The 24,358-nt window shown below is 71.2% G+C and carries 23 protein-coding genes and 1 pseudogene; 13 read left to right on the top strand and 11 right to left on the bottom strand.

The window, feature by feature from the left end; translation table 11 throughout:
* The first annotated feature begins 115 nt into the window (after positions 1–115).
* Both ACFXGN_RS23990 and ACFXGN_RS23985 read left to right on the top strand, forming a co-directional pair.
* On the top strand, positions 116–373 hold the full coding sequence (locus ACFXGN_RS23990) for a hypothetical protein (RefSeq protein WP_384862715.1): 258 nt from the start codon (positions 116–118) through the stop codon (positions 371–373).
* Positions 374–595: 222 nt separating this feature from the next.
* A pseudogene (locus tag ACFXGN_RS23985) lies at positions 596–724 on the top strand (DUF255 domain-containing protein); the annotation flags it as partial.
* Positions 725–757: 33 nt separating this feature from the next.
* On the opposite strand, the gene ACFXGN_RS23980 reads toward ACFXGN_RS23985, so the two are convergent.
* Together ACFXGN_RS23980 and ACFXGN_RS23975 are read right to left on the bottom strand one after the other, a co-directional pair.
* The gene (locus ACFXGN_RS23980; protein WP_384862712.1) at positions 758–1,165 is read right to left on the bottom strand and encodes a DNA-binding protein; all 408 of its coding nucleotides are present in this window, start codon (positions 1,163–1,165) and stop codon (positions 758–760) included.
* Positions 1,162–1,434 carry a hypothetical protein gene (locus ACFXGN_RS23975; RefSeq protein WP_384862710.1) on the bottom strand — a complete coding sequence of 91 codons (273 nt, stop codon included), beginning with the start codon at positions 1,432–1,434 and terminating at the stop codon, positions 1,162–1,164. Before ACFXGN_RS23975 ends, ACFXGN_RS23980 begins: the two co-directional genes overlap by 4 nt.
* A 210-nt stretch (positions 1,435–1,644) precedes the next feature.
* Between ACFXGN_RS23975 and cas3 the strand changes: the two genes are divergently transcribed.
* The 7 genes from cas3 (at position 1,645) to ACFXGN_RS23940 (ending at position 11,508) form a co-directional block, all read left to right on the top strand.
* Positions 1,645–4,161 carry a CRISPR-associated helicase Cas3' gene (cas3, locus tag ACFXGN_RS23970; protein ID WP_384862708.1) on the top strand — a complete coding sequence of 839 codons (2,517 nt, stop codon included), beginning with the start codon at positions 1,645–1,647 and terminating at the stop codon, positions 4,159–4,161.
* 162 nt (positions 4,162–4,323) lie between these two features.
* On the top strand, positions 4,324–6,075 hold the full coding sequence (gene casA / locus ACFXGN_RS23965; RefSeq protein ID WP_384862706.1) for a type I-E CRISPR-associated protein Cse1/CasA: 1,752 nt from the start codon (positions 4,324–4,326) through the stop codon (positions 6,073–6,075).
* 46 nt (positions 6,076–6,121) lie between these two features.
* On the top strand, positions 6,122–6,784 hold the full coding sequence (gene casB, locus ACFXGN_RS23960) for a type I-E CRISPR-associated protein Cse2/CasB (protein ID WP_384862703.1): 663 nt from the start codon (positions 6,122–6,124) through the stop codon (positions 6,782–6,784).
* Positions 6,781–7,977 carry a type I-E CRISPR-associated protein Cas7/Cse4/CasC gene (cas7e, locus tag ACFXGN_RS23955; RefSeq protein ID WP_384862700.1) on the top strand — a complete coding sequence of 399 codons (1,197 nt, stop codon included), beginning with the start codon at positions 6,781–6,783 and terminating at the stop codon, positions 7,975–7,977. The genes casB and cas7e overlap by 4 nt, the downstream gene beginning before the upstream one ends.
* Before the next feature lie 11 nt (positions 7,978–7,988).
* On the top strand, positions 7,989–8,744 hold the full coding sequence (gene cas5e, locus ACFXGN_RS23950) for a type I-E CRISPR-associated protein Cas5/CasD (RefSeq protein ID WP_384862697.1): 756 nt from the start codon (positions 7,989–7,991) through the stop codon (positions 8,742–8,744).
* Positions 8,741–9,424 carry a type I-E CRISPR-associated protein Cas6/Cse3/CasE gene (gene cas6e, locus ACFXGN_RS23945; protein WP_384862694.1) on the top strand — a complete coding sequence of 228 codons (684 nt, stop codon included), beginning with the start codon at positions 8,741–8,743 and terminating at the stop codon, positions 9,422–9,424. The genes cas5e and cas6e overlap by 4 nt, the downstream gene beginning before the upstream one ends.
* Before the next feature lie 62 nt (positions 9,425–9,486).
* A complete protein-coding gene (locus tag ACFXGN_RS23940; RefSeq protein WP_384862692.1) occupies positions 9,487–11,508 on the top strand; it encodes a thioredoxin domain-containing protein in 2,022 nt (673 codons plus the stop codon).
* Between the two features lie 83 nt (positions 11,509–11,591).
* On the opposite strand, the gene ACFXGN_RS23935 is transcribed toward ACFXGN_RS23940, so the two are convergent.
* Positions 11,592–11,999, bottom strand: a complete 408-nt coding sequence (locus ACFXGN_RS23935) for a rodlin (protein WP_366439959.1) — start codon at positions 11,997–11,999, stop codon at positions 11,592–11,594.
* Positions 12,000–12,093: 94 nt separating this feature from the next.
* Complete coding sequence (locus tag ACFXGN_RS23930; protein WP_384862689.1) at positions 12,094–13,134, bottom strand: LCP family protein; 1,041 nt, start codon at positions 13,132–13,134, stop codon at positions 12,094–12,096.
* Between the two features lie 175 nt (positions 13,135–13,309).
* Between ACFXGN_RS23930 and ACFXGN_RS23925 the strand changes: the two genes are divergently transcribed.
* Positions 13,310–13,459, top strand: a complete 150-nt coding sequence (locus tag ACFXGN_RS23925; RefSeq protein ID WP_384862687.1) for a hypothetical protein — start codon at positions 13,310–13,312, stop codon at positions 13,457–13,459.
* 109 nt (positions 13,460–13,568) lie between these two features.
* Here the strand turns inward: ACFXGN_RS23925 and ACFXGN_RS23920 are convergent, their stop codons facing one another.
* Complete coding sequence (locus ACFXGN_RS23920) at positions 13,569–13,979, bottom strand: rodlin (protein ID WP_384862684.1); 411 nt, start codon at positions 13,977–13,979, stop codon at positions 13,569–13,571.
* 218 nt (positions 13,980–14,197) lie between these two features.
* On the opposite strand from ACFXGN_RS23920, the gene ACFXGN_RS23915 reads away from it, so the two are divergent.
* The 3 genes from ACFXGN_RS23915 (at position 14,198) to ACFXGN_RS23905 (ending at position 17,037) form a co-directional block, all read left to right on the top strand.
* Positions 14,198–14,608 (top strand): rodlin, encoded by a 411-nt coding sequence (locus tag ACFXGN_RS23915; RefSeq protein ID WP_384862681.1) that lies wholly within the window; start codon positions 14,198–14,200, stop codon positions 14,606–14,608.
* A 169-nt stretch (positions 14,609–14,777) separates the two neighbouring features.
* A complete protein-coding gene (locus ACFXGN_RS23910) occupies positions 14,778–15,011 on the top strand; it encodes a chaplin (protein WP_384862678.1) in 234 nt (77 codons plus the stop codon).
* A 370-nt stretch (positions 15,012–15,381) separates the two neighbouring features.
* Positions 15,382–17,037 carry a hypothetical protein gene (locus ACFXGN_RS23905; protein ID WP_384862675.1) on the top strand — a complete coding sequence of 552 codons (1,656 nt, stop codon included), beginning with the start codon at positions 15,382–15,384 and terminating at the stop codon, positions 17,035–17,037.
* 37 nt (positions 17,038–17,074) lie between these two features.
* Here the strand turns inward: ACFXGN_RS23905 and ACFXGN_RS23900 are convergent, their stop codons facing one another.
* The 6 genes from ACFXGN_RS23900 to ACFXGN_RS23875 form a co-directional block, all read right to left on the bottom strand.
* Complete coding sequence (locus ACFXGN_RS23900; RefSeq protein WP_384862672.1) at positions 17,075–18,226, bottom strand: GNAT family N-acetyltransferase; 1,152 nt, start codon at positions 18,224–18,226, stop codon at positions 17,075–17,077.
* Positions 18,223–18,903 (bottom strand): lipopolysaccharide biosynthesis protein, encoded by a 681-nt coding sequence (locus ACFXGN_RS23895; protein ID WP_384862669.1) that lies wholly within the window; start codon positions 18,901–18,903, stop codon positions 18,223–18,225. Before ACFXGN_RS23895 ends, ACFXGN_RS23900 begins: the two co-directional genes overlap by 4 nt.
* 11 nt (positions 18,904–18,914) lie before the next feature.
* A complete protein-coding gene (locus ACFXGN_RS23890; protein ID WP_384862666.1) occupies positions 18,915–20,048 on the bottom strand; it encodes a glycosyltransferase in 1,134 nt (377 codons plus the stop codon).
* The gene (locus ACFXGN_RS23885; RefSeq protein WP_384862664.1) at positions 20,045–20,845 is read right to left on the bottom strand and encodes a polysaccharide deacetylase family protein; all 801 of its coding nucleotides are present in this window, start codon (positions 20,843–20,845) and stop codon (positions 20,045–20,047) included. Before ACFXGN_RS23885 ends, ACFXGN_RS23890 begins: the two co-directional genes overlap by 4 nt.
* Positions 20,742–22,709 carry a murein biosynthesis integral membrane protein MurJ gene (gene murJ / locus ACFXGN_RS23880; RefSeq protein WP_384862661.1) on the bottom strand — a complete coding sequence of 656 codons (1,968 nt, stop codon included), beginning with the start codon at positions 22,707–22,709 and terminating at the stop codon, positions 20,742–20,744. Before murJ ends, ACFXGN_RS23885 begins: the two co-directional genes overlap by 104 nt.
* Positions 22,710–23,046: 337 nt before the next feature.
* Positions 23,047–24,357 (bottom strand): O-antigen ligase family protein, encoded by a 1,311-nt coding sequence (locus tag ACFXGN_RS23875; RefSeq protein ID WP_384862659.1) that lies wholly within the window; start codon positions 24,355–24,357, stop codon positions 23,047–23,049.
* Position 24,358: the final 1 nt, after the last annotated feature.

Here is a 24,358-nt window from a genome sequence, read left to right as displayed (position 1 = left end):
AGCTACCTCGCCGGCCTCCACCTCCGCGCCGCGATGATCTGGATCGACGACCTCCTGAAGGTCGCCGACTGATCACAACATCACACAGGCCCTAGGCGCCAGGTTCCTGCGCGAAATGAAATCGCACCTGCCCGTCGAACTGCTGCTCCCCGTCATCACGCCCCTGGGCGACCTCTCCGGCCTCCGGGTCTTCGTCTGGCAGTTCGACGGACTCTTCGTCGTCCTGGCCGGTGTCCTCCTGATGAACGGGACACAGTCCGCACCCGCCGCCGCCCTCACCGCCCTGGCCGCCACCACCTGCTGCGTCTGGGCAGGCCTACGCCGCACAGGCCACCCCCTCCACTCCCTACCCACCCGCCTCCACCGCACCTGACCGACCAGGAGGAACCCGCACCCGAATCTCCGCCCCGAAGGCATCCGAGACGAGACAACGACGCCCAGACCCGAGAACCACCCGACGACGTCTCCGAAACGCACAGGCCACCCGCCCCGAGGACCGGCGTTCCCGCCCGCGAAGACCGCCACCACCGACCCCCGAAAACGAAAGGACCCGACCCGAAGTCCGGGCCGAGGGTCGCCCCGCGCAGGCCACGTCCCCTACCTCCTCCAGCACGCGGACAACCCCGTCGACTGGTGGCCCTGGGGACCCGAGGCCTTCGAGGAAGCGAAACGGCGGGACGTGCCCGTCCTGCTGTCGGTCGGCTACTCCGCGTGCCACTGGTGTCAGTGAACTCACAGACCCGGTAGCCGACGGTGCTCACACGTCCCTGATGATCACGCGCTTCCCGCAGAGCTTCGCCCAGTCGTCACGGTCGGAGGTCAGAACGATCACGGGAGCCGGGACACGGAGCGCGAGCGCGGTGACGAGGGCGTCGATCGCGTACTTGTGCCCGTGCAGCCCGCCAGCGTCCTGAAGCAGCGCCACGGCGGCCAGGGAATCCTCCTGGCTGACCGGTTCCACCCGCAGCCGGGAGAGCACCCACTTCAAACGCGCCAGATCGGTCTTACCATGTACGGCCTCAACAATGGTCAGCGCGGACACGAGTACGGGAACTCCAGCCTGCCGGGACGCCTCGATGCGAGCCGCCATGCCGCGGTCGTTGCGCAGAAGCAGAGAAAGCGCCTCGGAGTCGAGCACCAGCGAGCGGGCCGGCTGCTCCTTCACGCGGCGCCCCGCTCCACATTCTCGGCGTTCACGTCTCCGAACAGCTCGCGACGAGCGGCTTCGATCTCCTGCTCCGTGAGCGCGCCATGCTCCTCCTCGTGGGACGCCACGATCTCGGCGAGCCCGTCCATGGCGAGCTGGTGCCTGACAGCTTCGGTGATGTAGCTGGACAACCCGCGGCGGCCGGTTCGGGAGCGGAGCTCGCTGACCAGCTCGGCGGGCATGGACACGGAGATGTTCTCGGTGGTCCCGGGGCGGGATGGCTTCATGGCCCTAGTGTAATACATCATCTATTACAAGGAGAGGGTTTGTGAGGCAGCGAGGGCTTGCGGTGCTCCGCGTACTCCGAGGTCGACATGGCGGGGGAGCCCTCTCGACCCGTCGCGAGGACAGCAGGCGGGACTGATGGAGCGGCGGTTTGTAGGGGGAGGAGCAGAATTCCCGCCCGTCGGTGTCCGGCATTTGGTTGGGTGGGCGTCGTGTCCCTCTCGAACGGTGAATTCCGCCTGCCAGTCGACGTCCGTCCGATCTGGGGGAAGCTGGGCAACGGTTCCCGGCCGCACCCCCTCATCTGTCATGCGTTGGACACCGCGGAAGTGGCGTCCCAGTTGTTCGACCTATGTCTTGGGCCCTATCTCAAGAACCGTCTGGAAGCGGCGCTGGAGCCGCTCGGGGACGCGCGGGAGTGGGCCGCGAGGCTGGCGGGACTGCACGACCTGGGCAAGTGTTCACCCACCTTCCAGGGGTTGAGGGCGGACGTCGCCAAGACGCTGCTGCCAGAGTCCGATCACGCGGGCATCGACCGGTTGCGGGAAGGTCTGAGGAGTTCCGGGGCGCGGACGGATGTGGCGCACGGGCTGATCAGCGCGCTGTACGTACGGAAACTGCTGCTGAAGTGGGGCGCCTCGGCGGAGACTGCCGAGTCCATCGGGGTCGTGCTTGGCGCTCACCACGGGTACGTTCCGGGCCCGGCCGATCTCCGGCAGGTTTCCTACAAGCGCGGTGCGACCGGAGGGGAGACCTGGGCCACCCGTGTGGAGGCACTGGCCGACGAGTTGTGCAGGTTGCGTCGTACCTCGGAAGGTGAGCCGAGTGCGGCCGACTGGGCGCGGGTGACGATGGACGGGCCTGCGGAACTGGCCCTCGCGGCGCTCACCTCGGTCAGTGACTGGGTCGCGTCCGATCGGAAGGAGGTGGCCCACGCCGGTGCGGGCGTCGACATAATCGCGTATGCCGCCGGAGTGGCAGCGACCGAGCAGCCGAAGGTCAAGTCCTTGGGGTGGGAGGCGTGCACGGTACCCGAGGACACCTCCTTCGGATCGTTGTTCCCCCAGAGTTCCGAACGGCGCGACCTCCAGACCCGGCTGGAGCAATTGGTCGCCGGTGAGCGAGGACTCGGGGTGTTCCTGTTGTCCGCGCCGACCGGTGAGGGCAAAACGAAGGCTGCCTTGCAGGCTGCGGCTTGCATGATCCGTCTGCATCATCTGCGGGGGTTCCACGTGGCCATGCCGACCAGGGCGAGCGGTAACCAGGCGTACGAGGTTGCCGCCGAACTGCTGAGGCCGTGGGATGGACACGCAATGGGTCGGCTAAAGCTGTTCCACGGCGCCGCGGGCGAGTACCTGGACCGGCGGTCCGCCGTCGGTCCGCCACCGTTGTGTCCCGAGTGCGTCGCGGAGGACGGCGGCTCCGGGGCATCGGAGCAGTTCGGGTGCGACAGTGACGCGCAGGCGAAGGCTCAGCTGTCCTCCAAGGCCGATCACCTGAATCCGCTGGTGGTGAGCACTGTCGATCAGGTGTTGAAGGCTGCCGTTCGCTCGGGGCACGTCTTCGTGCGACTGGCGGGGCTCTCGGGCAAGGTGATCATCTTCGATGAGGTGCACGGCTACGACGTGCACGCGGGGGTTCTGTTCGAGACCTTGTTGTACCGATTGGGCGGGCTGCGGACACCGGTGGTGCTCCTGTCGGCGACCCTGTCGACTCGCCAGCAGCACGCCTTGGTGAACAGCTGGCGGGCGGGAGCCCTGGGGCTGTCGGTGGGGGAGCTGCCGGAACCCGAAGTCCCGGGGACGGCCGCCTATCCGCGGATCCTTTCCGCCGATGTCTCCGTCGGGGGCACGGTGTCCGCGGTGGGGGTCACCGCCGCTCCCGTCAACCGTGACCGGGTGGTCCAGTTGCACTGGGTGGATCGGCAAGACGTCGTGGAACTCGCCTTGCGGGAGGCGCGTCGGGGTCGGAACGTCGCGATCGTGCACAACCTCGTCGGGGAGGCGGAGAGGGACTGGGAGTCGCTGCGGAGGGGAGTGGGGGACGTGGCCGGGCAGACCGTGGTGACGGAGTTGATTCACGGGCGGCTCGGTCTGGCGGAGCGGCTCGCGGTGGAAGGACGCCTGCGCGCCTGCTTCGGGCCGCGGGGTTCGATGACCGCAGCGGCTGGGAGCGGGGGATCGGTCGTGATCGGCACCATGGTGCTGGAGAGCAGTCTCGACCTGGACTTCGACGTGATGATCAGCGCGGTGGCGCCGATCGACAGCCTGATCCAGCGGATGGGACGGATCGGGCGGCACCGGGTGGGTGCCGAACGGCCTGAAATCCGGTTCGTCCTCATCAGGGTGCCGGAGCCGCGCTCAGGACGGAAGGCGGTCAATTTCAGTTACGCCGTGAACGTGTACGACGAGGCGATCCTTCTTCGCACGTTGGCGGTGCTGAGGGAGCGGGACGTGATCCGATGCCCCGACGAGGTACAGGAATTACTCGACAGGGTGTACGACGACGGCGAGGAACTGCGTTCCCCGCTCGGATGGGAGGAGCAGTGGGAACGTGCGGCGGCCCGGTCAGAGAGGGGCACGCCGAAGGTGGGTCGCGAGGCGCTGATGGCCCGCATCCCCATGTCACCGGGTACGAGATGGGGTCTGCGGACCCTCACGGAATTCGGTCGTGCTGGTATCGGCACACGTCAGAGCGGCCATAGAGCCGACCGGGACCGCAAGGCCTGACCGGACTCCACGGCCGGGGCGGTAGGTCATTTTCGGGCAAGATCGCTGCCTATTGGCCGAATGTATGCGAGACGGCCGCGATTTCTTGAGGAACGTGTGCGCGGTGCGCCGGGATTCGCTTCACTGATCCCGCGCCGCAGTTCCAGAAGACGGAGGGGTCGAGTGACGTTCGATTTGTTGCGCGAACCCTGGCTTCCAGTGCTTCCGCTCGATTCCGACCACATCACCCAAGTGAGTCTGGTCGCCCTCGTCCTCAACGCGCACCGTCACCGCCGCCTCGTCGGCAGCAGCCCGACGATGACGGCGGCGCTGCACCGGCTCGTGCTGGCCTTCCTGCACCGGGCGTTCACCCCCGATGACGACGACTGGGACGAGCTGTGGATGGCCGACCCAGCACATCTGCTCGACGAGGAAGACGAGTTCCGGCGTCGGCTCGATCGCTATGTGGAGCGCACGGAGTCCCGGTTCGACCTGTTCGATGCCCACCGGCCGTTCCTGCAGTGCCCGGATCTCGCGAGGCGTCCCTCGTGGAATCCCGCCAAGGATGCCGAACCGCACCAGAGCACCGCCGTCCTCGTCGCGCCGTGGGCCACCGGCAACAACCGCACCCTTTTCGACCACACCACCGCCACCGAACGGCCGGAACTGTCACCAGCCGAGGCCGCGCGCTGGCTGGTCACGTTGCAGGCGTACGACACCGGTGGGCAGAAGACCGGATACGAGAAGAGCCCGGCCTCTTCGCAGACCTCTCTGGGCAGCTACTTCGGATGCGCCCTCCTGGAGGGGGACACGCTCCGCAGGACCCTTCTGCTCAACCTCGTCGCGTACCGGCCCGACGAAGGGCGTCCGACCGGTACCGGCCCTGCGGATCGGCCCGCCTGGGAGGACGACGAGGTGCACCGGCCCGATCCGGGCCCGCCGCGTCCCCCTCTGGGGCTCACCGACGCCTTGACCTGGCCGTCGCGGCGGGTGCTGCTCTTCCGCGGCCGGGAGGCCGCGGGGGCTTCGGTCGTGGGTGTGCTGCGCACTCCGGGGACCCGTCTCGACGGTGACTTGTCCCAGGACGTGGAACCCATGGCCGCCTTCCGCGAACGGTGGGTCTCGGATTCCAAGCCAGCACGCACCGTGCCCGTTCGGCTGGAGGGGGTGCGCGGCGTGTGGCAGTACACGCAGGAGTTGTTGTTGCCGGAGGTCGCGCGCTGGAGCCGCTCCGGCCGTAAGTACCAGGGCAAGGCGGGGGAGAAGAAGCTCGCGTCGAAGAACAAGCTCGTTCCCTCACTGGTTCCCGGAGCCGAGCCCGCCCGATTGCGACCCCTCGCGGTGTCCAGGGTGGACGGTTCGCACGTCATCCCCGACTCGACGGTGTTCACGCTGCGGGTCTTCGGACAGGAGTTGGGGAAGAACGGCGGGAACATCGTCGCGTGGTACGAGGAGGAGGTTCCGGCCCCCGTCGCCCTGATGCGGGCTCGTGATCGCCGTATCGGGTACGTCATCGGAGAAGCCGTCGCCTATGCCGACAACCTCGGTAACGCCCTGCGCGTGATGGAGACGACCTACCGCCAGAGTTTCGCCCCTCCGTCCTCCGGCCGTCGCGGAAAACCGTCTGCGGCCTTGCGGCGCACGGCTCTGGAAATCGACTTCTGGCCGAGGGTGGCTGAGCCCTTCAACGAACTCGTTCGGCGCCTCGGCGTCTCGGTGGGTTCGGACGCCGAGATCGAACAGGCCGTGACCGAATGGGCGGACGTCGTTCACGGCACTGCGGGCCGGGCAGCTCGACGCTGGGCGGAGGACGTCGGACGACGAGACCGGGAGCTTTTGGCGGCCGGTGAGAGCTACACGCACTACCTCCGTGCCGCCACGTGGCTCCGCGACCGTCACCGCGAGAACCTCGCCCAGTACACGGAGGTCTCATGAGCTGTCGAACACGGACGACGAGAATCGACGCGAGGAGGAGCGCCCAATGACGGTACGGACCGAAGCCCGTGAGGAACGGCAGACTCGGCGTGACGCGTTCGTCTCCCACCTGCACTCCCTCGCGACGGCGCGGGAATCGGACGCCACGCATCTGGTGGCCCGAGGGCGTGCGGAGCTCGCCGTGCTGAGACGGGGCTTCAGCGGCGGGCGACACCAGGCGCAGGCGTACGGGATCGTCGTCCCGTACGGCCCGCCGGAAGACGAGCAGGACGTCTGGCTGCTGGTGAGCGGTCTCTTCGCCCTGCACCCTCTGCCCCGCTCGCTGGGCGGACCGCACGCACCGACCCTCGCCCGTTCCCTCGGGGCTCTCGCACGGGCGAAGGGGAGTTCGGTCGAGCGCCGCTTCACCGAACTCGTTTCCGTGGAGGGCGCGGCCCTGGAACACCAGGTGCGCCAGGCTGTGCGACTCCTGCGCGGCAGCCACACGCCGTTGAACTACGGACGGCTCCTCGACGATCTCGTCGTCCTCCTCTCGACGGACCAGACGGATTACCGGGTGAAGGAGCGGCAACGCGTGCGACTGCGCTGGATCAGCGACTACCACCATCACCCGGTCGCCCGGCCCCGGAGGGCGGACGACGAGCCGGGCGGCGACCCTGGCACCCCGCTCGACCAGGCCCCCGATCCGACCACCCAGGATGACGAATGATCATTGAGCTCCACCTGCTCCAGTCCTTCCCGGTCAGCAACCTCAACCGGGACGACATCGGACAGCCGAAGACCGTGCGGTTCGGCGGGGTCACCCGGGCCCGGATCTCCAGCCAGTCACTGAAACGGGCGGCACGTGAGCTCTTCACCTCACACGGCCTGGAAACGGGTGACATCGGGCGGCGGACGAAGCAACTGCCGGAACGGGCCGGCATTCTCCTCGCTGAGCGCGGCAAGTGCGAGGTGGGCAGGGCGCAGCTGGTGGCCCAAGAAGCGCTGGCGGCGTTCGGATTCGGGGTGACCGAGGACCGGGGGCGATCCGAGTACCTGTTGTACGTGGGACCGGCCGCCGTGGAGCATCTCGCGGACTACTGCGAGAAGCGCTGGGGCATCCTGGAAAAGGCGCTGGAGAAGGAGGAGAAGCGCAAGGCGGACGCGAAGAAGGCGTCACGGACCAAGGTCAAGCCGACGCAGAAGGAGCTCATTGAAGCGCGGAAGGTCTTCGACTCCTCCCGGGTCGCCGACATCGCGCTCTTCGGCCGGATGATCGCCGACAACCAGGACTTCTCCGTGATCTCCGCCAGCCAGGTCGCCCACAGCATCTCCACCCACGCCGTGGCCAACGAGTTCGACTTCTACACGGCCATGGACGACATGCGTCCGGCCGAGGAGCCCGCCGCGGACATGATGGGCACCATCGACTACAACGCGGCTTGCTACTACCGCTACGCCAACCTGGACACCGACCGTCTGCTCCGCAACCTCTTCGGTGAGGAATCGGTGCCCCCGGAGGAACTCTCCACCGAGGACAAGGCGCTCTTGGTCCGCAGTGTCCGGGCCTGGCTTCGGGCCTTCGTCCACGCCGTCCCGCGCGGCAAGCAGAACTCCATGGCCGCGCCGACGGTCCCCGACGTCCTGTTGGGAGTCGCACGCACGGACGGGGCGTGGAGCCTCGCTAACGCGTTCCTCTCGCCCGTCGGCGACGTTGCGGACCTGATGGACACGTCCGCCCGGCGCATGACGGGATACTTCGATCAGATCCGTGACTTCTATGGGGACGAGGAGCTGCGCGGCGTGCACTACGGCTCCCTTGATCCGAGCGGAGGGCTCTCCGACCGCCAACCACGTGGTTGTCAGGAGGCGAAGGGCATCGATGCCTTCGTCGAGGGGCTCATCGGCTCGGCCGGTCTCTGAGGAGCGGTGCGGTGACGTCCACCCTGATCCTGTGCCTCGACGCTCCCATGCAGTCCTGGGGCGTCTCCTCCCGCTTCGACCGCCGGGACACGGCCCGTGAACCGACGAAGTCCGGAATCGTCGGTCTGCTCGCGTCGGCCCTCGGCGTGGCGAGGGACGACGACGATCGCGTTCGGGAACTCGCCACACTGCCGATGGGCGTTCGGGTGGACCGCGAAGGCGAGCTGGAACGCGACTTCCACACCGTTTCCAACGTGCCCAACACCGAAGGCGGTGCGGGAGCCACCGTCGTCAGCGAGCGGTTCTACCTGTCGGGGGCGCTCTTCCTCGTGGTTCTCGAAGGAGCGGACGAGGAGGTGCGCGGCCTGTACCGGGCCCTGAGACGTCCTCGATGGCCCCTGTTCCTCGGCCGCAAGGCATTCCCGCCCGGTACTCCCGTCGTACACCCGGACGAGAGCCGTGCGGTATACGACGGTCACGTGGACGACGTGCTGGAGGGCCATCCTTGGCTGGAGACACGTCCAGCGCGGCTGCGCCGTGCACGCGAGCGCCTGGACGCGGGTACACCGCTGCACCTGCGGACCGTGCGCGACACCGTGCCCGTGTTCGTAGGAGCCGAGTTGCGCCACGACCACCCGATCTCATTCTCGGCACGGCGGCGGCACGGAACGCGCGCGGTACGTGTCGGTCACGTCCCTCTGACCGCTCCGATGCTCCCACGACAGCCGGAGACCACCTCGAAGTCCGAACAGGTGGGAACAGCATGAGCCTCTGGCTGACCCGGTTGACCCCCGATCTGCGCAGAGGGGACGTGTTGAACGACCTGAATGACGCTCACTTGATGCACCGCCGCGTCATGTCCCTCTTCCCCGACCGCCTCTCCGACACCCCCCGCAGCGACGTGGGTGCCCTCTACCGGACGGAGCCCGTGCGAGACGCGGTAAAGGTCCTCGTGCAGAGTCACGTGCAGCCCGAGATCGGACGCCTGCCCGAGGGATACGCAGAGACGGGGGTGCTGCACCTGAAGTCGTACCTCGACACGCTCGCGGGGGGCATGCGGGTGCGCTATCGGATCGCTGCCAACCCTTCGAAACAGTTGGCCGTTCCCTCGGCGGGAGGCGGCCGGGTCGGGCAGCGGGTGGCCTTGCACGGGGAGGCCGCCGAGGAGTGGTGGAGGTTGCGTGCGGCCAAGGCGGGGCTCCGTCTCCAGTCCGGGCTCGTGACCCCCCGGCATCCGCTCGTCAGCCGACTCCGCGCACGCGCGGGCCTCCGATTTCACCTCGCACAGTTCGACGGGGAGGCGGAGATCCACGACGTGTCCGCCCTGCGGCGAGCCATGTGGGAGGGAATCGGAAGAGGCAAGTCCTACGGCTGCGGGCTGTTGAGCATCCTGCCGATCCGGCAACCCACCAGTGAGCCCGCCGACCACGGACGTCCCCCCACCTGAACGCGGCACGCCGTTCCTGACTGGCGGGTGGGGTGAAGCGGGCGGGGGCATAGGTTGGGGGCATGCCGAACCGCCTTGTGAACGAGACCTCGCCCTACCTGCTCCAGCACGTCGACAATCCGGTCGACTGGTGGCCCTGGGGACCCGAGGCCTTCGAGGAGGCGAAACGGCGGGACGTGCCCGTCCTGCTGTCGGTCGGCTACTCCGCGTGCCACTGGTGCCACGTCATGGCGCACGAGTCCTTCGAGGACGAGGCCACGGCCGCGCTCGTCAACGAGAACTTCGTCGCCGTCAAGGTGGACCGCGAGGAGCGTCCCGACATCGACGCGGTCTACATGGAGGCCGTGCAGGCCGCCACCGGGCAGGGCGGCTGGCCGATGACCGTCTTCCTCACCCCCGACGCCGCCCCCTTCTACTTCGGCACCTACTTCCCGCCCGAGCCCCGGCACGGGATGCCCTCCTTCCCTGAGGTCCTCGAAGGCGTCCGGGACGCCTGGACCGACCGGCGCGAGGAGGTCGGCGAGGTCGCCGACCGCATCGTGCGCGACCTCGCGAGCCGCTCCCTCGCCCACGGCGGCGACGGCGTCCCCGGCGAGGAGGAACTCGCCCAGGCCCTCCTCGGTCTCACCCGCGAGTACGACGCGCAGCGGGGCGGCTTCGGCGGCGCCCCCAAGTTCCCGCCGTCGATGACCCTGGAGTTCCTGCTCCGCCACCACGCCAGGACCGGCTCCGAGGGTGCCCTCCAGATGGCCGCCGACACCTGCGAGGCGATGGCCCGCGGCGGCATCTACGACCAGCTCGGCGGCGGCTTCGCCCGCTACGCCGTGGACCGCGCCTGGGTCGTACCGCACTTCGAGAAGATGCTGTACGACAACGCCCTGCTCTGCCGGGTGTACGCCCATCTGTGGAAGTCCACCGGCAGCGACCTCGCCCGCCGGATCGCTCTGGAGACCGCCGACTTCCTGGTCCGCGAACTGCGCACCCCCGAGGGCGGTTTCGCCTCCGCGCTCGACGCCGACAGCGACGACGGCACGGGCGAGCACGTCGAGGGCGCCTACTACGTGTGGACCCCGGAGCAGCTGACCGAGGTGCTCGGCGAGCGGGACGCCGCCCTCGCCGCCGCCCACTACGGCGTCACCGAGGACGGCACCTTCGAACACGGCAGCTCCGTGCTGCAGCTCCCGCAGGACGCGGGCGTCGCCGACGCCGGGCGGATCGCCTCGATCGCCGCCCGGCTCCTCGCCGCCCGCGAGGAGCGCGAGCGCCCCGGCCGCGACGACAAGATCGTCGCCGCCTGGAACGGCCTGGCCGTCGCCGCCCTCGCGGAGACCGGCGCCCTCTTCGACCGCCCCGACCTCGTCGAGCGCGCCACCGAGGCCGCCGACCTGCTGGTCCGCGTCCACATGGACGAGACCGCCCGTCTGACCCGTACGTCCAGGGACGGCCGGGCGGGCACCAACGCGGGCGTCCTGGAGGACTACGCGGACGTCGCCGAGGGCTTCCTCGCCCTCGCCGCCGTCACCGGCGAAGGCACCTGGCTGGAGTTCGCGGGCTTCCTCCTGGACATCGTCCTCGACCGCTTCACCGCGCCGGGCGGCGCGCTCTACGACACGGCCCACGACGCCGAGGCCCTGATCCGCCGCCCGCAGGACCCCACGGACAACGCCACCCCGTCCGGCTGGACCGCCGCCGCCGGAGCACTGCTCTCGTACGCCGCCCAGACCGGGTCCGAGGCCCACCGCGCGGCGGCCGAGGGCGCCCTCGGGGTCGTCAAGGCCCTCGGCCCCCGGGCTCCCCGCTTCATCGGCTGGGGCCTGGCCGTCTCCGAAGCGCTCCTCGACGGGCCCCGGGAGATCGCCGTCGTCGGCGCTCCCGGCGACGAGGCCTTCCGCGAGCTGTGCCGTACGGCGCTCCGCGCGACCGCCCCCGGCGCCGTCCTCGCCTTCGGCACCCCCGACAGCGAGGAGTTCCCGCTGCTCAGGGACCGCCCGCTGGTGGCCGGTGCGCCCGCCGCGTACGTGTGCCGTCACTTCACCTGTGACGCGCCGGTCACCGACCCCGCCGGGCTCCGCGCGAAGCTCTGAGACCGGCCCGCCCCGGGAACGGGACGGCCCCGCCGCCCCTCCGGAGAGGGAAGGCGGGGCCGCGCCGCGCGGAGCGGTGTCGCTCAGCTGTTGCCGGCGCCGTTGCCCGAGAGGATCGGGATGTCGTCCAGGATGTGCGACAGCGGCTCGTCGCCCTTGGCCTGGGTGGAGTTCTCGGTGCACTGCTGGTTCTGCGGGGAGGACAGCACGTTGACGTCCTGCACGGCGATCGGGATGAGCCCGATGAGCGAACCGGCGTTGACCTTGGCGGGCAGGCCGATGCACGGCTTGTTCAGGGAGCCCTGGACGAGCGCGAACTGCGGGCTCATGTTGCCGTAGGTCGCGGAGTTGCCGAACTCCTGCTTCGCGCCGTTGCCGCTGAGCGAGGTGGTGCCGCCGTCGTCGGCGATGGCGAGCGCCTGACCGGCACCCGCCGCCGTCGCGCCGAGGACCGACGCGGCCACAGCAGCCGTAGCCAACAGCTTCTTCATGGTTCAGGCCTTTCGGATTGTGGCCCGCTGAGTGGCGAGCCGCGCTGATCAACTGGCGGGAGGTCCGGAGGTTCCGCGATGTCCACCGGACGGACTACGGGCAGATGAGCGAAGTCCCGTCGGCGGGCCGGTAGACGGCCGCCGGGATCTCGCTCGGACCGACGGCGTCGGCGGGCGGCAGCGGCTCGTCCCGGCCCAGCCGCCCGAACACCTCGGCCGCCCCCTCCTCGTCCCAGGCGACGGTGGACCCGACGCCCTCGATGTCCGGGTTGAACCCGCGTACGGGTACGGTCGCGAACGCGGTACGAGCCGTGGCGAGGTTCTTCAACCGCCCTGCGAGTACGACGAGTTCGGCGGCGGAGACCCCCCGGTCGGCCGCGCCCGTCCCGCGCAGGGTCGCGGCGAGGGCCTTCAGCCGCTCCGGGTCGCCCAGCACGCCGTCGCGCAGCCGCTCCAGCGTGTTGACGACGAACCGCTGCTGCTTCCGGATGCGGCCGAAGTCCATCTGCCCGTCGGCCCGCCGCGACCGCACGTACTGGAGCGCCTCGCCGCCGCGCACCCGGGTGGTGCCGGGCGCCAGGTCGATGCCGGTGACCGGGTCCTTGAGGGGCTGCTCCGTACAGACGGGGACCCCGCCGTCGATCCGGTCCACGGTGTCCATGAAGCGGCGGAAGTCGATCTCCAGATAGCGGTGGACGGGGAGCCCCGTCATCGACTCGACGACCTTCGTGGTGAAGGCGGGACCGCCCTCCGCCCAGGCGTTGTTGATCTTCGCGGGGTGGGCGTCGTGGGCCTTTCCGGTACGCCGGTCCTGGTGCGGTCCCGGGAGGGTGGTGAGCGAGTCGCGGGGCAGGCTCACCACGTCCATCCGGTCGTGGGCCGCCGAGACGTGCACGAGCATCATCACGTCCGTGCAGTCGCACTCGCGCCCGCCGAGCCGGTAGCGCTCCTTCTCCTCCTCGGTGACGCCCTTGCGGCTGTCGATGCCGACCACCAGCAGGTTCAACCCGTGCTCGGGGGCCGGGAGGTCGTCGGCGGCGGTGGCGAGGGCGCCGGGGGCGAGCGCGGCGAGGGCGGTGAGCGCCGCCGGGACGAGCAGTGGACGCCGGGCCCACCGTGCACGGGGGAAATTCATGTCCGCACGTTATTTCGATCGTTCTCGCACACAGATACGCGACGCGACATGAACAGGGCGAATCACTCTCCTGCGGCGCTTGTGTCATGATGCGGGAATCGCAGCGGAAGGAGCGAAGATGGCGCCGGATCCCGGGAAATGGGAACGGATGGCCTTCATTCCGAAGAGCCGATACGTGAGTGATCCCGCCCCCGCCGACCGCACGCCGTTCCCGGTGTACGCGGCTCTGGTCAACCAGTGGGCGCAGTCGGGGAGGGCGGTCCCGGGAATGCCGGACCGGGAATGGGAGCGCCTGATGGCGACGCCGGTCTGGCCCACCTGGTAGGGAGATCCGCGAAGACGCCCGCCCGGCAGGGAGATCGGGAAAGACGAAAGGGGCCGCCCCGGAGGGCGGCCCCTGACGTGTGGACGTCGTCGCGTCGCGACGGCGGGGGTCAGCTGTTGCCGACGCCGTTGCCCGAGAGGACCGGGATGTCGTCCAGGATGTGCGACAGCGGCTCGTCGCCCTTGGCCTGGGTGGAGTTCTCGGTGCACTGCTGGTTCTGCGGGGAGGACAGCACGTTGATGTCCTGGACCGAGATCGGGACGAGGCCGATGAGCGAACCGGCGTTGAGCTTGGCCGGCAGGCCGATGCACGGCTTGTTCAGCGAGCCCTGGATGAGCGCGAACTGCGGGCTCATGTTGCCGTAGGTGGCGGAGTTGCCGTACTCCTGGTGCGCGCCGTTGCCGCTGAGCGAGGTGGTGCCGCCGTCGTTGCCGATGGCGAGCGCCGGGGTGGCGACGGCGGCGGTGGCGCCGACGATGGAGACGGCCGCGGCCGCAGTGGCCATAACCTTCTTGATCACGGGAGTTCCCTTCTAGAACCGGCTCCGTGCAGGGAGCGACCTGATCAACTGGATAAGGGCGCAAGGGTTCCGCTGTGTCACTCCCTTGGCGGAGCGCACTCGGCAGCGCGAAGCGCGAGCCCAGTCGAAAGGGTGAAGGGCCGGAACCAAAGTCCTCGGCCGCAGTTGATCCGGTCGCATCAATCAGCTCGATTGGTGGGAACAGGAACGGAATCACCGTGATCAAGAAGATTATGGCGGCTGCGGCTGTGACGGCCTCTGTTGTCGGCGCCACCGCTGCGGCGGCCTCCCCGGCGCTCGCCATCGCCGACGACGGTGGCACGACCTCGCTCAGCGGCAACGGCGCGAAGCAGGCGTTCGGCAACTCGACGACCGCGGGTGACTTGAGCCCCCAGTTCTCGGCGGTCCAGGGCTCGCTGAACAAGCTCTGCCTCGGCGTCCCCGTGAAGGCGAACGCCGGTTCGCTCGTCGGTCTCATCCCGATCGCCGTGCAGGACGTCAACGTCCTCGCCTCGCCGCAGAACCAGCAGTGCGCGGAGAACTCCACCCAGGCCAAGGGTGACGAGCCGCTGTCGCACATCCTGGAGGACATCCCGGTCCTCTCCGGGAACGGTGCCTACAACAGCTGACCTGTCACAGCGCGCGACTGGGCCGGAAGAGAGCGTAAATGCCCTCTTCCGGCCCAGTCGTATGCGCATTGGAGTGAATGATCAAGGCTCTCCGTTGTGTCGGTTTCCTTTTTGCGGCATGTTCGTTGTGTTCCGCGAGTCTTCCGCTATCGAAAGGACGCAGACGAAAATGAACTGTAAGAAGGCTGCTGCTGTCGTCGCCGGAATCATCCTGGCCATGGGTGCGGCCACGCCGGCCTTCGCCGACGCCGACGCGACAGGTGCGGCCATCGGTTCGCCCGGTGTCGCCTCGGGCAACGTCGTCCAGATCCCGATCCACGTGCCGATCAACATCTGCGGCAACAGCATCAACGTGCTCAGCGCGCTGAACCCGGCGTTCGGCAACACCTGCGTCAACGCCTGAGTCCCACCAGGACCCCAGGTACCCGGGGCCGGTCCCGGAGAGTGCGAACTCTCCGGGACCGGCCCTCGGTCATGTCCGGACCCGTTCCGGGCGGGGATAAGGGCCGGGGCCCGGGCCGCCCGGTGGTCGTTTCCGGAGCGGCGGGCCGCCGGTCTTCCACCCCGTGCGGGTGAGCGCACCGGCTTCGCCGGGGGCGTGCGCCGGGGCTCCGCACGGCATTTCCCCGCTCTCGGTGCCCCAATTGGGCGATCAAATACCCCGATGGACCAATGGCCAGAGGCGAGCCGCATTCACGGTCGGCTCATTAGGAATACTTTCGGAGTATCAGATTGACGGTCCATCAAAAAGCGTGTGACGTGGAGGAGTGGCCATGGGAACTGTCCGCCGGAGGACATCGAGAGCATGGCTGGGGGTCTTCACCGCCGGTCTCCTCGCCTCGGGATCGGTCGTGCTGGCGTCCCCGGCCCGCGCCGCGGAGTCCCCCTCGATCAGGGACCCCGGCCCCTCGCTCACCGGCGCCATGGGAGCCTTCCTCGACTCGGGTTCGCTCGGGGTCGTTCGTATCGGACAGTTGGAACGCTGGCTCGGCGGGCGGGAACTCCGCGTCGGGCACACCTATCTCCCCGGCGACCTGTGGCGGAACATCGAGGGTCCCCCGGGCTTCCTCGACGCCTGGGCGAACTGGCGCAACGCGAAGTCCGACCGCATGTTCGTCCTCAACGTGCCGATGCTGGAACGCAATGAGGCGGGGGTCTCCGACGCCGAGGTCCGCAGACAGCTCCGGCTCGGCGCCGCGGGCTACTACGACCACCACTTCAAGGCCCTCGCCCGGCGCCTCGTCGGCCTCGGGGCGACCGGCACCGTCATCGTCCTCGGCTGGGAGATGAACGGCACCACCTACACCCACCGGTGCGGACCCGACCCCACCTCGTGGAAGAGGTACTGGAACCGGATCGCCACCGCGATGCGGTCCGTGCCCGGCCAGGAGTTCCGCTTCGACTTCAACCCGAGCCGTGGTCTCGACGCCGTGCCGTGGACCGAGTGCTACCCGGGCGACGACGTCGTCGACATCATCGGGATGGACTCCTACGACCAGCCGCCCGGTTCGAGCTTCGACCAGCACGTGAGGGAACCGTACGGGCTCCAGAAGCAGGTCGACTTCGCCGCCGAGCACGGGAAGCAGATCTCCTATCCGGAATGGGGCCTGTTCCGGAACGGGGACAACCCCGTCTACATGCGCCGGATGCTGGAATGGATGAAGCTGCACAAGCCGCTCTACCAGACGATCACCGACTACTGCCCGCACGGAGTCTGGCAGTGCGACGACAACCCGAGGTCGTCGGCGATGTTCCGTCAGATGCTGTACGGCACAGGGCCGGAGCTTCCGACCGAGCCGACGGATCCCACGCGGCCGACCGATCCGACCGGTCCGACCGGTCCGACCGAGCCGACCAACCCCACGCAGCCGACCGATCCGACGGGCCCGACCGACCCGACACAGCCGACCGACCCGACACGGCCGACGGATCCGACCGAGCCCACCGATCCGACGCGTCCGACTGACCCGACGCGTCCGACGGACCCGGTCGATCCGACGAAGCCCAAGCCCAAGCCCGATCCGAAGCCGGAACCCAAGCCTGAGCCGAAGCCGGAACCCAAGCCGGAAACCAAGCCCGAACCCAAGCCCGAACCGAAGCCGGAACCCAAGCCCGATCCGAAGCCGGAACCCAAGCCCGAGCCCAAGCCCGAGCCCAAGCCCGAACCGAAGCCGGAATCCAAGCCCGAGCCCAAGCCCGAGCCCAAGCCCGAGCCCGAGCCCGAGCCCGAACCGAAGCCGGAACCCAAGCCCGAGCCCAAGCCCGAGCCCGAGCCGGAAACCAAGCCCACGCCCGACTGTTGGACCGTCAATCTCGGTTCCTGGGTGGAGAGTTGGATCGGCGGGCCCGTCTGTGTCCCCAGGGACTCCTGGAAGGACAAGGTCGATCTCGGCTGGAAGGACGCGCTGAAGGGCGTCTGGCCCTTCTGAGCCGTCCCGGACGGTGCGACGGAGCGGCGGCGGGGTCTCACCCCCCGCCGCTCCCCGGCGTCCGGCCCGACAGGCGGCCGATCAGCCGCCCCGCCCGGGTGCCCTCGCGGAGCTGCCGGGCCGCCCAGCGGCGCGCGTCGGCGGCGCCCGCGCGCAGCCACAGCAGCGGGGCCGTACCCCGGCCCGTCAGCATCAGCCGCTGGTTGCCGACGGTCTCGGGCCGCCAGTGCCGCTTGTACTCCTCGGTGCCCCGCAACATGCTCAGGGTGGCCCGGCCGCCGGTACTGGTCTCCCCGGCGCCGTGCCGCAGCAGCATCGTCGCCACATCGACCTTGCGGGCCCGCAGCGCCGGATCGGCGCCGTACAGATAACCGCCCGCGAGCCGCGGCGACATCAGGGTCAGATCGGCGGCCACCACGTCCCCGGCCAGCCGGAACTCGGTGACCATGGCGTCCCCGCGCTCCACCATGGGCCGTACGGCACGGGTGAGGTGCTGGGCGAACCGCTCGCTGGTGTGCTCGGTGGTCACCCCCCGCCCCTCCCACTGGAGCTGATGGAGCCTCAGGAGGTGGTCGAGGGCGGCGGGCACCTCGGAACCGTCGACGACCCGCGCGTCGATGCCCAGCGCGTCCAGCTTGCGCAGCTTGGCCCTGACCCGCTGGGCCTTCCCGGAGGGGATGCGTTCGAGGAGCCCCTCCATGGGCACGGCGGGCAGTTCCAGACAGAGCGAGTCGGGCAGTCGTCGGCGCGGGCCCCGCCAGTGGGCGAGGACCCGTTCGCTGGCCGCCCCCGGCCGTACCTCCCGCAGATCGACCACCGCGCCCCGGGCGGCCCGCGCGATGCCCCGGGCCAGCGCGGGCACCGCCGCCGGACAGCCGTCGTCGACGAGCACGTCCGTGAAGTCGGTGATCTCGCCGCCGAGCTGGGTGAGGACCGGCAGCGGCCCCCGGGCCCGCATCAGGGGCGCGGCGGCCACGAGTGCGCCGTCCGCGTCCCGTACGAGCACCACCCGCAGCGCACCGGGCCTGCCGTACGAGAGCCACCAGGAGTGCAGCCAGGCGTGGGACTGGAAGGGGGTGGCGGTGGAACAACGCCCGTACAGCGCCGTCCACTCGGCCGCGATCCGCCCGAACCCCGTCTCGTCACGGCACACCTCGATCCGCGGGTCCGCGGGGGTTCTCGCGCTCACACCGCCTCCGGCTGGTGCGCGGCGGCCGGGGCGGGCACGGCGGTGGACGCGGGGACGGCCGGGGCGGACGTCTGCCGGGAGTGGCGGGCGTCCCCGCGCGCGGCGGCCCGCTTCGGACGGACCAGCAGGGCGAGACCGCCGAGCAGACCGCCCGCGCAGCCGCCGACCAGCGCGGAGAGCGGCGCCGAGGGGGAGACCGGGGAGACCGGCTCGGTGGCGCGGGAGAACTCCACGACCTTCACACCGGTGCTGCCCGCCACGTGCGAACTGTTCAGGACGAGCGCGCGGGCCACCCCGTCGGCCATGGCCACGGCCTTCGAGGACTTCTCCGCACGGGCGGTGATCGAGATCATCGGCGCGTCCGGCGAGGTCTCCGCCCGCACGCTGCCGCGCAGGGTGGCGGCGGTGACCCCGGCCCACACCTGGGCGTCGCCGGTCACCGCGATGTCCGTGGCGACCCGCCCGTACGCCTGCGCGAAGCCGAGCGCGCCCGAGGGGTCGGACTTCTCCGCGGGGACGACGATGACATAGCTGGTCGCCGCGAACTCCGGGGTCTTCAGAACCCCGTACCCCCCACCGAGCACGGCTCCGGCGAGGGCGGCGGCGGGCAGCACCGCCCACCGGCCGGGGCGGCGCAGACCGGCGGGGAGGGAAACGCGGGGTGGGGTGGTCTTCATGGGACGGTCTCTCACTTCGCGGAGGAGGGGGTGCCGTGGACGGCCTGGTCGTAGAGGGACATCAACTGCCGGGCGCTGTGCGCGATGTCGTAGTGGCGGGCCGCCGCCGGGACCGGGAGCCGGGCGGGCCCGGCGGCCCGGACACCGCGCAGGGCGGCGACGAGGTCCGGCACGGAGGCGCCGGTCCGGCGGGCGCCCGGGGCCGCGCCGGGCCCGAGGTCCTCGACCGCCGGACAGGCCGCGTACAGCACCGGCAGCCCGGCGGCGAGCGCCTCGACGACGGCGAGCCCGAAGGTCTCGTCCGGGGACGGGGACACGAGGACGTCCATCGCGGCCAGGAGACCGGGCAGCGAGGGACCGGCCGAGCCCGCCGGGAGCGGGTCCGCGCGGGCGCCCGTGAGCAGCACCCGGTCGGCAACCCCCAGGGAGCGCGCCAGCGCCAGCAGATCCGCCCGCCGCTCGCCGTCGCCGACCAGCAGCAGCCGGGCGTCCGGCACCTCGGCGACCGCACGGACCAGCAGGTCGAACCGCTTCCCCGGCGCCAGCCGCCCCACCCCGCCCACCACGTGCGCGTCCCCGGGAATGCCGAGGGCCCGCCGGGCGCGGCGCCGGGCGTCGGCGTCGAAGGCGAAGCGGTCCGTCTCGATGCCGTTGGGGACGACCCGGATGCGGTCCCGGGGCACCCCCCAGTCGGCGAGCCTGCGGGCCACGCTGGCCGAGACGGCGACCGTGGACGTGCCGAGCCGCTCCGACGCCAGATACAGGGCGCGGGTCCCCGCCGACAGCGGACGGCCCTCGATCTGCGTCTCGCCGAGGGAGTGCTCGGTGGCGACGATCCGGCGCACCCCGGCCAGCCGCGCCGCCGCCCTGCCGTACACGCACGCCCGGTACAGATGCGTGTGCACCAGGTCGTACCTGCCCCGGCGGACGATCCCGGCCAGCCGGGGGAGCGCCCCGAGGTCACGGTTCCCGGCCATGCCCAGATCGGTGACGGGGGTGCCGTCGGCCTCGATCCCCTCGGCGACGGCGCCCGGGTTGGTGAGGGTGACCACCCGGCTCTGGACCGGCAGGTGCCGCAGCAGCAGCCGCAACTGCTGCTCGGCGCCGCCGATGCCGAGCCCGGTGATGACGTGCAGGACCTTCACGGCGCCACCACCGCGGGGCCGGGCCAGGCGGCCGGGAGATCGGCGGGGCGACGGCGGCGCAGCGGGTGCAGGACGCGCTTGGCGGTGAGCCGCCAGGAGATGTCGTCCTCGCCGATGTGGACGCGGGGCAGGGCGTACGCGCCGGTGTGCGGGCCCGGGTCGATCGCGCAGGCGTACCGGTACCCGGCCGCCCGCACGGCCCGGACCGCCCGTGGGTCGACCTGCCCGTACGGGTAGCAGAAGCCGTCCACGGGACGGCCGGTGATCTCCTCCAGGAGGATCCTGCTCTCCCGGGTCTCGGCGGCGAGGGCCGTGTCGTCGGCCTCGGGGAGCGACACATGGGTCAGCCCGTGCGAACCGATCTCCATGCCCGCGTCGGCGATCCGCCGGATGCCGTCCTCGGACAGCAGCGGCTTGCGCGGACCCGCCGTGTCCCAGCCGTTCTCGCCGTCGAGCCGCCCCGGCAGCGCGTACACCGTCGCCGTGAACCCGTGTCTCAGCAGCAGCGGCAGCGCCGAGTCGACGAAGTCGGCGTAACCGTCGTCGAAGGTCAGGCCCACGAGCCCGCGGGCCCGGCCCTCGGCGGTGGCGGCGAGCAGCTCGCGGACCGAGACCCCGCGCAGCCCCCGGTCGCGCAGCCAGTGCAGCTGCCGGGCGAAGCGCACCGGGGAGACGGTCACGCGGTACGGGTCGTCAGCGGTGTCCGCGATCGAGTGGTACATCGCCACCCACAGGGGCGGCCTCGCCCACGGTGGCGGCTTCGGCAGCATTCGGCGCAGCGCGGTGGCGGCGGGCATCGGGGTTCCTCCTCCGGTAGGTGGTGCGGGGCAGCGGCAGGATCTCGGGCGCCTCGGGGGCGCAGCCGAGGAAGATGACGAAGACGCCGACGACGACCAGTCCCGCGACGGCGACGGCGAGGAACGCGGGACCGATCGCGACCGAGGCCAGCCAGCCCGCGCCGGTCGCCCACGCGCCCGCGGCGGCGAGCCGCAGCAGCCTTACGCCGAGCCGCCCGGCGCGCACCGGGACGGCCTGCCGGTGCGCCCCGCGCAGCAGCAGCACCGCGGTGAGGGTGATGCCGAGGGCGTTGGCGGCGGCGATGCCGACGGCGCCCCAGTGCTCGGCGGCGGGTACGCCCGCGGTGGCGGTGGTGGCGAGCCCGGCGCCCATGGCGGCGGCCGGGTACCAGAGCGGGCGGGCGGCGGAGAAGTAGCAGCGGACGAGGGCGCCCACCATGGTCTGGCCGAGCAGCCCGAGCGCGTACACCCGCATCACCGCGGCGGTCGAGGCGGTGTCGGAGCTTCCGAACTGCCCCCGCTCGAAGAGGAGTTCCACGATCCGGGGGGCGGCGGCGATCACTGTGGAGGCGCCGACGAGGACGACGACCGCGGCGAGCAGCAGATCCCGCTCCACCTGGCGGCGGGCCTTCTCCGCGTCGCCCGCCGCGAGGGCCCGCGCCACCGTCGGGAAGCTGACCGTGCACAGCATCAGCGAGAGGATCATCGGCATCTGCGCCACCTTCTGCGCGTAGTTCAGATGCGAGATGGCTCCGGCGGGCAGCGGTGAGGCGAGGAAACGCTCGATCAGCGTCTGCGACTGACGGCAGAGCGAGAACGCGACCACCGGCGCGATGAGACCGAACAGCAGGATCCGGGCGTCGGCACCACCGTACGGACCCGATGAGCCCGATGAATCGGATGGGACCGATGAGCCCGATGGAGCCGATGAGACCGATGAGCCCGATGAGCCGGACGGTCCGGAGGAACCGGACGGCGGCTGAGACGGACCGGACGGTCCGGACGAGCCGGATGACTCGGGTGTCCTCGGCGGCGCCTGGCGGGTGCGCAGCTCCCGCAGCAGCGAGGGGGCCTGCACCAGGACCATCAGGACCCCGCCGACCGCGACCCCGGCGGCGGCGGACCGCACCCCCCACGGCTCCCGCAGCACCAGGACGGTGCCGATGATGCCCACGTTGTAGGCCACGTAGATCATCGCCGGGGGCAGGAAGCGGCCGTGCGCCCGCAGCGCCGCCGAGCAGTAGCCGACCAGCGAGAACGTCAGCACGCACGTCCCCGTCAGCCGCGTGCACTCCACCGCGAGCGCCGGATCGGACAGTCCCGGCGCGAGGGCCGAGACCAGCAGCGGGGCACCGGTGATCAGGAGCGCGGCGACGACGCCGAGGACGAGCACGATCCGGGGCAGCGTGCCCCGGACCAGGGCGCGCACCGGATCGCCGAGCGTGCCGTCGGAGCGGCGGGCCAGCGCCCGCGAGAAGGCGGGCACCATGATCAGCGCCATGGCGTCCTCGACGAGCAGCGTCGAGGCGAACTCGGGGACCGTCCACGCCACCAGGAACGCGTCGGTCTCCGCCCCGGCACCGAAGTACCCGGCCAGGATCTGGTCCCGTACAAGTCCCAGCAGCGCCCCGACGGCGGTGAGCCCGGCGGTGACGGCGGCGGCCTTCGCGAGGAACCCGCGCCCGGGGGACCCGCCGCCGCGCCGCTCCCGCACGCGGGCGTGCGCCGGGCGGTGCGGGGCGGGGGCCGGGGCCGGGACCCGCGCCGGTACGGGCGGGGGGCTCGGGTGCGGGACCGGCAGGGGCTCCGGCGGGCCTTCCCGTACGACGGGGGAGTCGGCCCGCACGGCGGCTTCTCCCCGCACGGGGGACTCTTCCCGTACGGGGGTCTCTCCTCGTACGGCGGCCCCTTCCCGCACGGAGGCCTCTCCCCGTACGGCGGAGGCGTCTTCCCGTGCGGGGACCTCTCCTCGTACGACGGAGGCGTCCCCCCTTACAGCGGCGGCCTCTTCCCGCTCGCCCGGGGCCTCCCGCGTCCCCGCGCTCCCGTCCCGCCCCGGCAGCACGACGGCCTCCGGGGGACACGGGGAGTCCGTGGGTCCCGGAGGCGCGGTCGGCCGGGGGCCGGTGGGCGGGGCGTCGGGGGGCGCGCCGCCCGGGGGGCGCGGCCCGCCGGGGGCGTCCGGTTCTCCGGACCGGGGGTCACGCACGCCGGACCTCCGCGAGGGCCCACCAGGCGGCGAGGCCCAGCACCACGGACATCAGGACCGTCGAGGGGCCGCCGATGTCCGCGTAGAAGAAGTCGACGAGCTGCCAGCCGAGCAGCCCGGTGGCGACCAGGGCGAGGTCCGGGCCGAGCCGCCACCGGCGCAGCCCGCGCACCAGCAGCGCCACCCAGCCGCCGGCCAGCGCGAGCAGCCCGAACAGACCCTGCTCGCTCAGCACCAGGAGGTACATGTTGTGCGGGGAGAGCAGCGGCTGCCGCTGGAACACGGCCCCCGCGCCCGCCGTGTCGCTGCCGGAGGACAGGGCGAGCGAGGCGTTCGAGTCGCGGTACGCGGGGAAGCCCTTCAGGCCGATGCCCGTGACCGGCTCCGTCCGCCACATCCGCCCGGCCGCCGCCCACATCGTGTACCGGTCGGTGACCGACTGGTCCGGCGCCGCCGCCACCCGCGTGATGCTGGTGACCCGCTCCTGGACCATCGCCGAACCGACGCCGAGACCGCCGACCAGGACCACCCCGAGCGCCCCGGCGGCGAGCGCCACCCGGACCGCCCGCCGGGGCCCCGACAGCAGCAGCTGCGCCCCGCAGGCGAGGACGGTCGCGATCCACGCGCCCCGGCTGAAGGACAGCACCAGCGGTACGGACAGCAGTACGGCGCAGCAGAGCGCGGCCGTCCGCGCCCGGCCCGCCCGGGACCCGAGCGCGATCCCGGTGACGACGACCAGACCGTACGAGACGACCGTCGCCATGCCCATCACATCGGTGGCCCCGAAGGTCCCGACGGCCCGGACGTCCTCGCCCTGGTAGGAGGCGCCGGTGCCGGTCAGGTACTGGACGACGCCCACCGCGCCCTGGAGCAGGGCGAGTCCGACCAGCCCCCAGGCGACCACGGCGAAGTCCCGCCGGTCGCGGATCATCAGGAGCACGGCCGCCGGGACGAGGACGAAGACCTGGAGGTAGCGGGCGACGCCCGGCAGGCTCGCCGCCGGGTCGTTCGAGGTGATCGCGGCCAGGCAGATCCCGAGGACCGGCAGACCGAGGACGACGGCGGCGGTCCGGGTCAGCGGCCGGGCGCCGCCGCGCAGCACCCGGACGAGACAGACGAGGACGAGCAGTCCGGAGGCCGCGTCGGCGACCGTGCCCGTCCCGCCCGTACCGCCCTGGGCCCCGCCGCCGCCCGGGACGAGCAGCAGCGCCATCACCGCGAGGACCGGGGACAGGGCCCCGGCCCTGCGGGCCCAGTCGCGGACGTCGGGGGTGACCGCGGGCACGGTCAGGGCCGTGGCCATG

It is taken from the genome of Streptomyces sp. NPDC059247, from assembly GCF_042754005.1.
In the GTDB taxonomy this organism is placed as follows: Bacteria; Actinomycetota; Actinomycetes; order Streptomycetales; family Streptomycetaceae; genus Streptomyces.
Note: the sequence above shows the minus strand (reverse complement) of the source record. Positions and strands in the feature narration are given on the sequence as shown.

Coding starts and splice junctions, on each gene's coding strand:
- ACFXGN_RS23990 (WP_384862715.1), top strand. CDS start 116: ATGAAATCGCACCTGCCCGTCGAACTGCTGCTCCCCGTCATCACGCCC.
- ACFXGN_RS23875 (WP_384862659.1), bottom strand. CDS start 24,357: ATGGCCACGGCCCTGACCGTGCCCGCGGTCACCCCCGACGTCCGCGAC.
- cas6e (WP_384862694.1), top strand. CDS start 8,741: ATGAGCCTCTGGCTGACCCGGTTGACCCCCGATCTGCGCAGAGGGGAC.
- ACFXGN_RS23975 (WP_384862710.1), bottom strand. CDS start 1,434: ATGAAGCCATCCCGCCCCGGGACCACCGAGAACATCTCCGTGTCCATG.
- ACFXGN_RS23935 (WP_366439959.1), bottom strand. CDS start 11,999: ATGAAGAAGCTGTTGGCTACGGCTGCTGTGGCCGCGTCGGTCCTCGGC.
- ACFXGN_RS23905 (WP_384862675.1), top strand. CDS start 15,382: ATGGGAACTGTCCGCCGGAGGACATCGAGAGCATGGCTGGGGGTCTTC.
- casB (WP_384862703.1), top strand. CDS start 6,122: ATGACGGTACGGACCGAAGCCCGTGAGGAACGGCAGACTCGGCGTGAC.
- ACFXGN_RS23910 (WP_384862678.1), top strand. CDS start 14,778: ATGAACTGTAAGAAGGCTGCTGCTGTCGTCGCCGGAATCATCCTGGCC.
- ACFXGN_RS23940 (WP_384862692.1), top strand. CDS start 9,487: ATGCCGAACCGCCTTGTGAACGAGACCTCGCCCTACCTGCTCCAGCAC.
- ACFXGN_RS23930 (WP_384862689.1), bottom strand. CDS start 13,134: ATGAATTTCCCCCGTGCACGGTGGGCCCGGCGTCCACTGCTCGTCCCG.
- cas7e (WP_384862700.1), top strand. CDS start 6,781: ATGATCATTGAGCTCCACCTGCTCCAGTCCTTCCCGGTCAGCAACCTC.
- ACFXGN_RS23895 (WP_384862669.1), bottom strand. CDS start 18,903: ATGAAGACCACCCCACCCCGCGTTTCCCTCCCCGCCGGTCTGCGCCGC.
- ACFXGN_RS23885 (WP_384862664.1), bottom strand. CDS start 20,845: ATGCCCGCCGCCACCGCGCTGCGCCGAATGCTGCCGAAGCCGCCACCG.